The sequence below is a fragment of the Halobaculum sp. XH14 genome (genome assembly GCF_032116555.1).
Taxonomy (GTDB): Archaea; Halobacteriota; Halobacteria; order Halobacteriales; family Haloferacaceae; genus Halorarum; species Halorarum halobium.
In genome coordinates, this window is sequence record NZ_CP134949.1 from 48,460 (window position 1) to 60,883 (window position 12,424).

General features: G+C 68.7%; 13 protein-coding genes. 8 read left to right on the forward strand and 5 right to left on the reverse strand.

All coding sequences use genetic code 11. From position 1 onward, the window contains the following. Nucleotides 1-208: 208 nt before the first annotated feature. Nucleotides 209-511 carry a DUF424 domain-containing protein gene (locus RJT50_RS00265; RefSeq protein ID WP_313692988.1) on the reverse strand — a complete coding sequence of 101 codons (303 nt, stop codon included), beginning with the start codon at nucleotides 509-511 and terminating at the stop codon, nucleotides 209-211. Then, nucleotides 511-1,272, reverse strand: coding sequence for a tetratricopeptide repeat protein (locus tag RJT50_RS00270; RefSeq protein WP_313692989.1), 762 nt, complete (start codon nucleotides 1,270-1,272; stop codon nucleotides 511-513). Before RJT50_RS00270 ends, RJT50_RS00265 begins: the two co-directional genes overlap by 1 nt. A gap of 74 nt (nucleotides 1,273-1,346) precedes the next feature. Here RJT50_RS00270 and thpR point away from each other — a divergent pair, with 74 nt between their 5' ends. Continuing rightward, the gene (gene thpR, locus RJT50_RS00275; protein ID WP_313692990.1) at nucleotides 1,347-1,904 is read left to right on the forward strand and encodes an RNA 2',3'-cyclic phosphodiesterase; all 558 of its coding nucleotides are present in this window, start codon (nucleotides 1,347-1,349) and stop codon (nucleotides 1,902-1,904) included. A gap of 306 nt (nucleotides 1,905-2,210) precedes the next feature. On the opposite strand, the gene RJT50_RS00280 is transcribed toward thpR, so the two are convergent. Then, complete coding sequence (locus RJT50_RS00280) at nucleotides 2,211-2,546, reverse strand: hypothetical protein (RefSeq protein ID WP_313692992.1); 336 nt, start codon at nucleotides 2,544-2,546, stop codon at nucleotides 2,211-2,213. On the opposite strand from RJT50_RS00280, the gene RJT50_RS00285 reads away from it, so the two are divergent. Next, a complete protein-coding gene (locus RJT50_RS00285) occupies nucleotides 2,455-3,288 on the forward strand; it encodes an ATP-binding protein (protein ID WP_425499740.1) in 834 nt (277 codons plus the stop codon). The genes RJT50_RS00280 and RJT50_RS00285 overlap by 92 nt on opposite strands. A 183-nt stretch (nucleotides 3,289-3,471) precedes the next feature. Further along, complete coding sequence (locus RJT50_RS00290) at nucleotides 3,472-4,734, forward strand: cation:proton antiporter (RefSeq protein WP_313692996.1); 1,263 nt, start codon at nucleotides 3,472-3,474, stop codon at nucleotides 4,732-4,734. A 131-nt stretch (nucleotides 4,735-4,865) separates the two neighbouring features. Here RJT50_RS00290 and RJT50_RS00295 read toward each other — a convergent pair whose 3' ends face one another. Both RJT50_RS00295 and RJT50_RS00300 read right to left on the reverse strand, forming a co-directional pair. Beyond that, complete coding sequence (locus RJT50_RS00295; protein WP_313692997.1) at nucleotides 4,866-5,945, reverse strand: CNNM domain-containing protein; 1,080 nt, start codon at nucleotides 5,943-5,945, stop codon at nucleotides 4,866-4,868. A 110-nt stretch (nucleotides 5,946-6,055) separates the two neighbouring features. After that, entirely contained in the window at nucleotides 6,056-7,345 is a 1,290-nt protein-coding gene (locus RJT50_RS00300) for an adenosylhomocysteinase (RefSeq protein ID WP_313692998.1), read from the reverse strand. A gap of 330 nt (nucleotides 7,346-7,675) precedes the next feature. Here RJT50_RS00300 and RJT50_RS00305 point away from each other — a divergent pair, with 330 nt between their 5' ends. From RJT50_RS00305 to RJT50_RS00325, 5 genes are all read left to right on the forward strand, one after another. Further along, nucleotides 7,676-8,077 carry a cupin domain-containing protein gene (locus tag RJT50_RS00305; protein WP_313693000.1) on the forward strand — a complete coding sequence of 134 codons (402 nt, stop codon included), beginning with the start codon at nucleotides 7,676-7,678 and terminating at the stop codon, nucleotides 8,075-8,077. Next, the gene (locus tag RJT50_RS00310; protein WP_313693002.1) at nucleotides 8,078-8,908 is read left to right on the forward strand and encodes a fumarylacetoacetate hydrolase family protein; all 831 of its coding nucleotides are present in this window, start codon (nucleotides 8,078-8,080) and stop codon (nucleotides 8,906-8,908) included. A 114-nt stretch (nucleotides 8,909-9,022) separates the two neighbouring features. Next, on the forward strand, nucleotides 9,023-10,570 hold the full coding sequence (locus RJT50_RS00315) for an ABC transporter substrate-binding protein (RefSeq protein WP_313693003.1): 1,548 nt from the start codon (nucleotides 9,023-9,025) through the stop codon (nucleotides 10,568-10,570). A gap of 24 nt (nucleotides 10,571-10,594) precedes the next feature. Next, nucleotides 10,595-11,542, forward strand: coding sequence for a carbohydrate ABC transporter permease (locus RJT50_RS00320; RefSeq protein ID WP_313693004.1), 948 nt, complete (start codon nucleotides 10,595-10,597; stop codon nucleotides 11,540-11,542). 1 nt (nucleotide 11,543) lies between these two features. Further along, entirely contained in the window at nucleotides 11,544-12,413 is an 870-nt protein-coding gene (locus tag RJT50_RS00325) for a carbohydrate ABC transporter permease (protein ID WP_313693007.1), read from the forward strand. The last annotated feature ends 11 nt before the right edge of the window (nucleotides 12,414-12,424 follow it).

The following is a 12,424-nucleotide window of genomic DNA, read 5'->3' on the forward strand; positions in this document are numbered from 1 at the left end:
GCGACTGAGGAGCGCAGCGTGGTCCGCGGGAGCGTACCCAGCGGGGGGCTTTCGAGGCAGTCGTCGCTAAATCCGAGCCATCACAGAGTGCGACACGTGATAAACCGCCAGCTGCAGGGGCTTTCGCGGTGGTTACCCCAGCAATCCCAGCGGCAGCAAAGTCACCTAACCAACTCCCAAAACGTAAGAACCCTCGATCGAACGAACCCTATCGCAGCCAGAGTAGCTGCGCGTGAACCGTCTCCCCGACCTCCAGCACGCGGTCCTCGTCGATGATGCCCGCCTCCACCGCCACGGAGACGCACTCCTCGCCGACGAGGTTCGCCGTGTTCGCGCCCATGAGGCTCTCGACGACCCGGTCCTCGTCGGCCGACTCGGCGTCGTCGCCGCCGTAGAACGCCTCGGTCACCTCCAGGGTGACCGTCCCGTTCTCGTACGTCTCGCCGAGACAGTCCGGGTCACAGACCGAGACCAGGGTCCCCTCGGGCGTGTCACGCTCCTTCAGCAGCATCAGTGCCCCTCGCGTTCCTCGTACTCCTCGACCATCTCCTGCTCGGCCTCCTTGCGGAGCTCCTCGGCGCGCTCGGCCGCGGCCTCGGCCTCCTCCTCCTCGCCGAGCTCGTCGAGCGCGCGGGCCTTCTCCTCTAGCACCTCGGCGTTGCGCATGCCGAGGCGGATGGCGTTGTCGAAGGCGTTGACCGCGTCCTCCAGCAGGCCGCGCTCGACCAGGAAGAAACCCCGATTGTACCACGCCTGGGCGAACCGCGGGTCGATCTCGACGGCGCGCTCGGCGTGTTCGAGCGCCTGGCTCGTCTCGCCGAACTCGTGGAGCGCGTACGCCAGGTTCGTCTCGGCGCTGGCGGCGTGCTCGGAGTCGTCGTCGATACGGAGCGCCTCGCGGTAGGCGCCGATGGCCTCGTCGTACTCCTCCAGTTCCGCGTGGGCGACGCCCTTGTTCACCCAGGCTTCCTGCTCGTCGAGGCTGTCGTCCTCGGCAAACTGGGCGGCGCGGCCGAACGTCTCGGTCGCCTCCTCGAACCGGTTGATCGCCATGTAGGAGAGCCCGACGTCGATGAGGCTCTCCACCTCGACCTGCTCTTTCGCGATGTTCCGCTCGTCGAGGAGGTCGGTGAGGGCCCGGGTGTCGACGGGGTCCACCTGCGAGGGGTCGGCGTTCAGCGCCTCCGGGTCGAGGGTGAACTCCTCGTAGTCCTCGTCGAGTCCCTGCCCGGACGAGAACTCGTGTGGTCGGTCCTGCTCCTCGTCGGTCATACCACGGGGTTGGCGAACCGTGCGGGTAAGGCTTGCGCGTCGGGCTTTTCACGGTCCAGTTCCCCAGTTCCCGTATGCCACGGCTGTTCGTCTCGCTCGACCTCCCCGACGCGCTCGCGGAGTCGGTCGCCGCCCTCCGGGACGAGGCTCCCGACGCGCCCGGCCTCTCGTTCACCGACCCCGAGCAGGCGCACGCGACGCTGAAGTTCCTCGGCGACACCCCCGACTCCGACGTCGAGAAAGTGACCGACGCGCTGGACCGGGCAGTCGCCGACGCCGACGTGGGGCCGTTCCCCGTCGAGGTGGGCGGCCTCGGCGCGTTCCCGAACGACGAGTACATCCGCGTCGTCTGGGTCGGCGTCCGCGAGGGCGCGTCCGAACTCGGCCGCCTCCACGAGGCGGTCGAGCGCGAGACGACCGCGCTCGGCTTCGAGGCGGAGGAGCACGAGTTCACCCCGCACGTCACGCTGGCGCGGCTGAGCAACGGGCGCGAGAAGGACGCCGTCCAGCGATTCGTCCGCGAGCGCGACCCCGACGTGGGGCGGTTCGAGGCGACCGAACTGTGCCTGACGGAGAGCGACCTCACCGAGGCGGGGCCGGAGTACCGGACCGTCGAACGGTTCCCGCTCTGAGCGAGAGTCCGGCCGCGCTGCGAGCGGTTTTCACACGACTGCAGTCGGTTGTGCGGAGCGTTCGCACGCGGTCGGGGCGCTTACCCCGGGTCGCCGAGAGTGCGGGCCATGGCGACCGGCACCCGGGACCCGGTGGCGGACTCGCGCGTCCACCTCGGCGGCCTCCTGGTCGCGGCCGTCGGGTTCGTGGTGACCCGCTCGGCGACGCGAGCGCGAGCGGGACTCGGCCCGGCGAACCGCCCGGCTCACCGCGCTGAACCGAATCCTCAGGCACGAGGTGCTCAACCGCGTGAGCGTCGTCCGGGGCTACGCCGAACTCGACGGCTCGCAGGGGAAGGCCGCCATCGGGCGGAGCGCCGACGCCATCGAGAAGGCCGTCACGGAGGCGGGCCGGATCGCCCGCCCGGACGTCGTCCTCTCGCCGGTCCCCGTCGCCGACGCGGTCGAGCGTGGCGTGGCGTCGGTCCGCGGGCACTCCCCCGACGCGACGGTGACCGTCCGGGACGACGGCGGCGACGCCCTCGTCTGTGCGACCGACCGCCTCGCGGACCTGGTCGAGCACCTCGTCGAGAACGCCGTCGAGTACACCGGCCCGGACTCGCGGGTCGTCGTCGACGTCCGGGCCGACGCCGCGACGGCCACGCTCCGGATCGCCGACGACGGCGGTGGCCTCCCCGAGCGCCAGCGTGCACTGCTCACACGCCGGGACCCTGCCGGAGTACGACGACCCGAACGCGGGGTTCGGGCTGACGTTCGTCCGCCTGCTCGCCGAGGAGTTCGGCGCCGGCATCGCGGTCACGCCGGGCATCGACGGCGGGGGGACGGGCGTGGAGGTGACGTTCCGCCGCGAGGGAACCCCGGCGGCCCGCCTGACCGACCGCGACGGCGTGACTACCGCCCGACTCGCCGACGTTGCCGCCGCGGCCGTGCTCGCGGGCGTCCTCATGGGGCTCGTGCAGACGGCCATGGGCGGGTCCGTCCCGGTCATCGGCGCGCTGTACGGCGTCGAATCCGCGGTCGTCGGCTGGACGACCCACCTGTTCCACAGCCTCGTGTTCGGCATCGGCTTCGCCGCCGCGCTCGACCACCCCCGACTCGGTCCCTGGCGGGGGCGGCCGCTCCGGATGGTGGCGCTGGGGCTCGCCTACGGCGTCCTGCTGGCGCTGCTCGCGGCCGGCCTCGTGATGCCGCTCTGGCTCCGCGCGGTCGGGATTCCGGCCCCGCTCCCGCTGCTGGGCGCCATGGGGCTGGTCGGCCACCTCGTCTGGGGCGGAACGCTCGCGCTCGGGTTGCTCGGGCTGGATCGGCTGCGCGACCGGGTGAGCGCGCCGCGGACGGTCGCGGGCCCTCACGCTGGCGCCGAAAGGGGACGGTAACCCGCTGAACCACCCCGCGGGTTCATTCCCCCCGCGCCCGAACGACGGGACGATGAACGACCCGTACCGGGGGGACTCGAGCCGGGGAGTTCCCTGCGGAGCGAGCCCGACGTGCCGCGCACGGTCGAACAGGCCGCTGAACGAGGGAGCTCCGCACGGGGCACTCAGGAACGGTCGGTCGGTCGGGGCAGATGGCTGAATACGAGATACTACTGGTACTCGTTGGTCTCGCCATCTTCGGGGCGGTCGTCCTGCCGCGAGTCCTCTCGGACGTGCCGATGTCGTTTCCGATAATATACGTGGCCGCAGGGGCGATCCTCTTTTCGCTCCCCCTAGGAGTCGAGACGCCGGACCCCGTCAGACACGGCGATCTCGCCGAGCGACTCACCGAGCTCGTCGTGATAATCGCACTGATGGGTGCGGGACTGAAACTCGATCGGCCGTTCGATTGGCGGGCGTGGTCGAACACCTGGCGACTGCTCGCCATCACGATGCCGGTGACCATCGTCGCCACCGCCGTCCTCGGCTGGGGCCTGCTGGGCGCCCTGCTCCCGACCGCCATCTTGCTCGGTGCCGTCGTCGCACCCACTGATCCGGTACTGGCTTCGGACGTACAGGCGTCGCCCCCGACCGAGGCGATAGACGAACAGACCGATCCCGAGGAGCAGGAGGGCGAGATTCGGTTTGCGCTCACGTCCGAGGCGGGCCTCAACGACGGACTCGCGTTTCCCTTCACGCACCTCGCCATCGCGGCGGCTGCGGCTGCCGGGGCATCGTCACTGGGCTGGGTGGGCGAGTGGTTCCTCGTTCACGTTCTCTACGAGATAGCGGTCGGCGTCGTGGTTGGGTACCTCGTCGGGCAACTCATCGCCCGAGTCATCTTCAGTAGGGCCGTCACGACCGAGTTGGGAAAAGTCATGGAAGGCGCGGAGGTGTTGGCGGCCACGTTCATCACGTACGGCCTGACCGAACTCCTCCACGGCTACGGCTTCATCGCGGTCTTCGTCGCTGCACTCGAACTCCGTCACTACGAGTGGGAACACGAGTACCACGTCGCCATCCACGACTACGCCGTGATGGTCGAACGGATCGTGATGGCAGCGGTCCTCGTACTGTTCGGCGGAACCATCGCCGGCGGACTGTTCGACCCACTGACGATGCTCGACGTGACGGTCGGTCTCCTGCTCGTCTTCGTGATCCGCCCGACGGCCGGGTTGCTCGGTCTGTTCGGCACGTCGATGCCCTGGCGGGAGCGACTCGTCGTCTCGTCGTTCGGCATTCGCGGCGTCGGTTCGTTCTACTACCTCGCGTTCGCGCTCAACGAGGCGACGTTCGCGGAGCGGGAACTGCTCGTCGCCGCCGACAAACTCTGGGCGCTGGTCGGGTTCGTCGCCCTCGCGTCCATCGTCGTTCACGGGATCTCGGCCAACACCGTGATGAGTGCGTTCGAGTGAACCCGTGAGGAGGGCTCCGGCGAACTCACCGCGCCTCCTCTCCCGATAGCGTTCGTCCCGCCTTCAGTCCGGTATCGCCCTCCATGCGGTCGAACGCCGGTGGTGATTCTACCGGCAGCGACGACCGCGAGTCAGACGCCGGTCGCCCGGCCGTCCGGCGCCGCCTCGTCGTCCAGGGGGTCCTCCATCTGGCCCATCACGGCCTCGAACGCGTCCGTCGCCGTCAGGAGGCCGACGACCTCGCCCTCCGAGAGCACGAGCGCGAGCTCCTGCCCTTCGGCCTGGAACCGGTCGACCGCGTCGCTGACGCTCGTCTCGGGACTGATGGTCATCGGCGGCGCGGCCAGTTCCTCGAGGGTCGTCTCGCCCAACCGGAGCTCGTCCACCGCGCTCAGGACGGCGGGGACGTACACGATGCCGCGGAAATCGCCCGACTCCTCGCCGACGAGTGGGTAGCGCGTGTAGCCCGCGGAACGCATCCGGTCGAGGTTCTCCGCGGTCGAGTCGGCCGTCGAGAGGAACACGACGTCCTCCTCGTCGACCATCAGGTCGACGACCGGGCGCTCGCCGGCGGTGAGCGCGTTGACGACCTCCTCGTGGCGCTCCTCGGAGAGGTCGCCGCGGTCGAGCAGCGAGTCGAGGCGATTGCGGAGCTGCGCGCGGTTCTCGACGATCTCCTCTTCGGTCTCCAGCCACGCGCCGGTCATCTCGACGCCGAACAGCGCGAGCGTCCACTTGGCGACGTGGTCGCCGACCCACATCACGGGGTAGAGGAGCTTCGCGAAGTAGTACAGCGGCGTCGCCCCGTAGCGACAGACGAGCTTCGTGCGCTCGACGCCGAGGTACGTCGGCGTCTGCTCGCCGTGCGTGAGGTGGAGGAGGTTGATGATGAGGAACGCGAGCAGCGCGCCGGCGCCGACCGACGCCAGCCACGTGTTCGCGAAGTACGGCTCGAACAGCGCCGCGAGCGCCGGTTCCGCGACGATGCCGACCGCGATGGAGGAGGCGGTGATGCCGACCTGGCAGGTGGTGAGATAGATCTCCAGGTCGTCGGTCATCGCCCAGGCCCGGCGGAGCCCCGGCGCGTCGAACTCCGACTCGCTGTACTGTCGGACCCGCGTCAGGGCGAACTCGATGGCGACGAAGAAGCCGTTCGCCAGGATAAGGCCCAGCCCCGCGGCGAGGCGGACGAGTATCTCGGCGGTGTTCATCGCCCGAACGTCCCGGCCGACGATACAAGGTTTTGTTGGCTCGAACTGGTCGGATGGCCCTCGGCCCCGACTGACCCGCCGCGGACGGGACGCCCCGCCGTCCGGTCAGCTCACGTCCCGTGCTGCCAGGAGCCCATGTACTCGCGCTGCTCGTCGGTGAGTTCGTCGTGGGCGACGCCCTCGGCGTCGAGTTTGATCTCCGCGACCTCCCGGTCCAGTTCGTCGGGCACCTCGTGGACGCCCGCCTCGTACTCGTCGCCGTTCTCGACGAGTTCGCGGACGCAGACCGCCTGCACGCCGAAGCTCTGGTCCATCACCTCGACCGGGTGACCGAGCGCGATGGGCGCCGCGAGGTTGACGAGCCGTCCCTCCGCGAGCACGTTCAGCCGGCGGCCGTCGGACGTCTCGTACGCCTCGACGCCCTCGCGGGCCTCGTAGCGGTCGACCGCCAGGTCGGCGAGTTCCTCGAGGTTCACCTCGACGTCGAAGTGGCCGGCGTTGGCCAGCAGGACGCCGTCCTCCATGACCTCGAAGTGCTCACGCGTGACGACGTCGCGGTTGCCGGTGGTCGTGAGGATCACGTCCGCCTCCTTCGCTGCCTCGGCCATCGGCTTCACGTCGTAGCCCTCCATGTGGGCTTCGAGCGCCCGGCGCGGTTCGACCTCGGTGACGACGACGTCGGCGTTCTGGCCGGCCGCCTTCTTGGCGACGCCCTTGCCGCAGTAGCCGTAGCCGGCGACGACGACGGTCTTGCCGGCCCACGAGAGGTTCGTCGTCATCGCGATCGTGGCGAGCGAGGACTCGCCGGTGCCGTGGACGTTGTCGAACAGGCGCTTCATCGGCGTGTCGTTCACGGCGAAGATGGGGTACTCGAGCGCGTCGTCCTCGTCCATCGCCCGCAGGCGGTGGACGCCGGTCGTCGTCTCCTCACAGCCGCCGACGATGGAGTCGATGAGGTCGGGGTGGTCCTCGTGGACGGCCGCGACCATGTCCATCCCGTCGTCGACGGTGACGGTCGGCCCGTGGGAGAGCACCGACTCGATGGCGGCGTAGTAGCCCTCGTCGTCGACGCCCCGCACCGCGTAGGAGGTGATGTTCTCGTGGGTGTCGAGCGCCGCGCTCACGTCGTCGTGGGTCGAGAGCGGGTTGCAGCCGGTGATGGCGACCTCCGCGCCGCCGTCGGCAAGCAGCTCGACGAGCGTCGCGGTCTTGGCCTCGACGTGCATCGCCATGCCGATGACCTGCCCGGCGAACGGCCGGGACTCGACGTACTCCTCCCGGAGTTCCGAGAGGATGGGCATGTGCTGTATCGCCCAGTCCATCTTCTTTCGGCCTTCCTCGGCGGCTTCCTGCGGGTTCTCGAGATGTTCGGTGACGGGGGCGTACGGCGTCTCGCTCATGTGGCGTGGGTTCGGGTGGTCGGTTCTTAACGCCGCCGAAGGCGGATGCTGGTTCCGTTCGTCGTTCTCGGGGCGGCCGGTTTCGACGTCGTGGTCAGTTCAGTTGTCGTGGCGCACGCCTCGAAAACCCCCAGTCGTTCACGCCCAGTATCGTTTCGGCCTCGGCCACGACCGCATCGAAACGACGACCAACCGACCGGAAGCGCCGACGGCCACGGCAGCTTTCGCGGTGGTCTCGACGCGATCAGTCGGATATCGTTCGGGGAAACCGGATCACGGCCATCGAAGCCGACGTCACCATTGAATAGCCGCGAGCGCCCTCGATTCACCATGGAGCCAGTCGACTTCGAGGAGGCCGAGACGTACGAACCCGACGAGGGCTGGCAGCGCCGCGCGCTCGCCGGGAGCGACGAGTTCAGCTTCGAGTGGTTCGAGAAGCCGCCGGGCCACTCCTCGCCGATGCACGACCACGAGAACGAGCAGGTCTGTCTCGTGCTCCGCGGGGAACTCACAATCCACACCGATGACGACGCCGTGACGCTCGGGGAGTACGACTCGGTGCTGCTCGAATCGTGGGAGTCCCACCGCGTCGAGAACACGGGCGAGGAACTCGCCGTCGGCCTCGACGTGTTCGCGCCGGGCCGCTCGTTCGACTTCTGGACCGACCGCGCGGACGGGGGCGACGAGGAGGACGGCGGCTCGGACGAGGCTGGATCGGGGGCCGACGGGTAGATGCGGTATCTCGCCCGGACCGCGGACGGCCGGCCGCTCGTCGGCGACGACGAGGGGTTCGTCCCGCTCGCGGCCGCCTACCCCGACGCCGAGCGGGTCCGCGACGTCCTCCCGCGGGCGCCCGACGGCCTCCGCGACCTCGACGGGGTTCCCGCGGACCGGACGCCGCGCGAAACCCTGTCGTTCGGCCCGTTCGTCGACGAGCCGGGCAAGCTGTTCGGCATCGGGCTGAACTACGCGGACCACGCCGCCGACCTCTCGGAGGACCCGCCCGAGGAGCCGGCCAGCTTCTTCAAGCCGGCCAGCGCGGCCACCGGGCCGGGCGGCCCCATCCGACTCCCGCCCGAACGCGGCTCCGAGGTCGCCGCCGAGCGGGTCACCGCCGAGGCGGAACTCGCGGTCGTGATCGGGCGGACGTGCCGGAACGTGGCCGTCGACGCGGTCGACGAGGTCGTCGCCGGGTTCGCGCCGGTCGTCGACGTGACCGCCGAGGACGTGCTCGAACGGAACCCCCGGTTCCTGACCCGGGCGAAGAGCTACGACACGTTCCTCGTGCTCAGCCCGCACCTCGCCGTCACCGGGCCCGGCACGGACCTCGAGGACGTCGAGGTGCGGACCGTCGTCAACGACGCCGTGGAGTCGCGAAACGTGGCGTCGAACATGCACTTCTCGCCGCGCGAACTCGTGGCGTTCCACTCCGAGGTGATGACGCTCGAACCCGGCGACGTGATATCGACCGGGACGCCGGGCGCCCACCCCATCGACCCCGGCGACCGCGTCCGCGCCGAGGTGGAGGGAATCGGGACGGTGGCCGCGGACGTCGTCAGGTGAGGACGGATTACTATTCAGTTGGTTACCAGATTACGATAACTACCGTCCTGAGTTTCACTATGTCTATCTGACGCTGCAACAACTATATTACGGTATATGAGTAATTGGTGTGGTATGGCAGAACACAGCACGAACAGGCGGACGTTCCTCGCCGCGACGGGCGTGACGGGGATGGGAGCACTGGCCGGCTGTGCCGGCTTCGGCGGCGGTGGCGGCGGCGGAGGGGGCAACGGTGACTTCCTCTCGACCGCCCAGCAGCTCGGCATCGCGGACAACTGGCAGCAGCGCCGGATCGGGGCCGCCGACGACTGGCCCATCGAGGCGCGGCGGGAGGTGCCCGAGCGCCAGAGCGCCACGACCTGGACCGACAGCGGGGCGTTCCAGAGCGCGGTCGAGAACGACGTGTGGACGCCGCCCGAGGGGTGGCAGGACACCGCCGCGGGCGACGTGGAGACGCTGCAGATACTGAACCACGGCGCGGCGAACATGGAGTTCGACCCCGCGACGCTGGCCGCCCACGAGATGTTCACCGAGATCACCGGGATCGAACTCGACGTCATCGAGATCGGCGTCGACCAGGCGAACACGCGCGAGCAGCAGTTTCTCTCCTCGGAGGAGCCGAGCCCGCACGCGTTCAACGTCGACGGCATCCTCGTCCCGGTGTTCGTCGAGCAGGGCTACCTCGAGGCCACGGACGCTCTCTACCCGGAGGGCGGCTACGAGCCGTACATTCCGGCGCTCCAGAGCCTCGTCCAGTGGGACCTGGACCCCCAGTACGAGGGGACCCACACCTTCGGCTACCCGAACATCGGCGAGGCGAGCATGGGCCACCTGCGGCCGGACCTCATCGAGGAGCAGGGGATCGACCCCGAGCGGTTCCAGGGCGAGTGGTCCTGGGACCTCCTCGAGGAACTGGGCGAGGCGTTCGCGGGCACCGACGTCAACGCGTTCGCGTACTACGCCGGCACCTCGACGTACCTTGCGTACTCGTTCCGGGAGCTGCTGTTCCAGCAGGGCGGGCGCATGGTTCAGGACGACGGGACGGTCGTGATGAACTCGGACGCCGCCGTCCGGGTCATCCAGAAGATGCGGGACTGGCGCGACGCGGGCTACGTCCCCAGCGACGTCATCTCCTACGGCGAGGGGGACATCGTGGACCTGATGGCGTCGGGACAGCTCGCGTACACCACCGCGTTCAGCGACTTCGTCCCCCGGCTGCTCCAGGAGTACGAGCCCGGATCCCAGTACCAGGTGGTCGTCCCGCCGGCGGCCAACGCGGGCCCGTCGCCGACGCAGGCGGGGCTCGTCGCGCCGAACACGACGAGCATCAACCGCTTCTCGGACACGGGCCACAAGCTCGCCGCGATGCTGTACGGCGACCTGAAGCTGAGCTACTTCACCCAGTGGCTGGAGTTCACCTACGAGGGGAACATCTCGTACATGGACCAGGTGTACACCGACTCCTCGGAGAACGACTTCGTCACGTTCGGCGGGGTGATGGGGAACGCCATCGAGAACGGCGTCCTCGAACTGTTCCCGCAGATGGCCTCGGTGTTCCAGCAGATGCTCTCGCCGGTCCAGCGTGCGATCCAGGGCTCGATCGAACCGCAGGCGGCCATGGACCAGGTGCAGGAGTTCGTGGACTCCGAGATCAACGAATGACCGGACGGCACGCACCGATTCGCCATGGCCACTGAGGAGTACGAGGGCGAAGTAGGCCCCCACGGCGGCGGCCTCACCGGCGCCGTCTCCGACTGGGTGAACGACCACATCCGGACGGTGCTGCTCGGCCCGTCGCTGGTGGCGCTGTTCGTCGTGTTCATCTACCCGGCGGTGATGTTGCTGTGGCTGTCGCTCCAGAACACCCGCGGCTTCGGCGAGACGTTCGAGCCCGCGTACAACTACGGGCGCATCTTCACCGACCCGACGTTCTGGAACGCGGTCGAGAAGACGCTGATCTACTCGTTCGGCTCGCTGTTCGTCTCGGTGAGCGCCGGGCTGGTCATCGCGCTCGCGCTGAACAAGCTGCTCAACCAGCGGCTGCGTGACGCCTACTCGACGCTCATCCTCATCTCGTGGGCGGTGCCGCTGTCCATCGTCGGGGTCACCTGGCAGTGGATGTTCGACGGGCAGCTGGGGGTCGTCAACCAGGTCCTGGTCGATCTGGGAATCCTCGAAACCGGCTACTCCTGGCTCTCGAACTCCGTGTCCGCGATGGTCGTCGTCATCCTCGCGGACTCGTGGTCGCGCATCCCGTTCGCGACCATCGTGCTGCTCGCGGGGCTCCAGTCGATTCCCCAGGACATGTACGACGCCGCCAAGACCGACGGCGCGACGACCTGGCAGACGTTCCGGCACGTCACGCTGCCGTACCTCCGGCCGTCGTTCTTCGTCGCGGGACTCATCACCTGGATGTTCGCGTTCCGCGCGTTCGCCATCCCGTACTCGACGACGGGCGGCGGGCCGGGCGGCGCGACCGAGACCCTCGCCATCTACATCCACCGCTTCGGCATCCAGCTGCTCGACTACGGGTTCGCCTCCGCGGTCTCGGTGTTCCTCGTCGCGGTGACGCTCGTCGTCGCGACGGCGTACGTCTACTTCATCCTCGAACAGATGGAGGAGATCGAGGTCTGACATGGCGGGAGCGGAGTTCGGCCTGGACCAGTACCGGCGACGACAGCGGCTCTGGGACGCCGTGGAGAGCCGCTACGTCGTTCACCTCGTGCTGTTCGCGGCGGTGTTTTTCGCGATCTCGCCGCTGGTGTGGCAGCTCCTCACGTCGTTCAAGACCCAGCAGGGCGTGCTCGCGCTGACGTACCTGCCGCTTGACCCGACGCTGGCCGCCTACGAGCGGGCGCTGATCGACCGCGGGTTCTGGCGCGCGGTCGTGAACAGCGTCATCATCGCCTCCGCGTCGACGGCGATCGTGATGGTGCTCGGGACGCCGGCCGGCTACGTGTTCAGCCGGTTCCGCTTCCCGTTCGACAACGCCGTGTTCGTGTTCGTCCTGTTCACGCGGTTGTTCCCGCCGATCGGGCTGGTGACGCCGTACTACCGGATCATGACGACGACCGGGCTGTTGAACACGAAGACGGGCATCGTCATCGCGAACGTCTACCTCTGGCTCCCGCTGGTCATCTACATCATGCGGAACTTCTTCATCACCATCCCCCAGTCGCTCGACGAGGCGGCCAGGGTTGACGGCTGCACGAAGATCCAGGCGTTCTGGCACGTCGTGTTCCCCGTCGTCCTGCCCGGCTTCGCCGCGGGGACCATCCTCACCTTCCTCTACTCCTGGCGGGAGTTCCTGTTCGCGTTCACCGTCAGCACCGACCTCACCTCGATGACCATCCCCGTGGCGACGTTCCTGTTCGTCGGGGACGCCGGCATCGACTGGGCGGCGATGGCCGCCGCCTCCATCGTCTCGGTCATCCCGTCGGCGCTGGTGGTGGTCTTCTTCCAGCGGTACATCGTCGTCGGCATGACGGGAGGGCTGAAGGGATGACCGGGATCAGG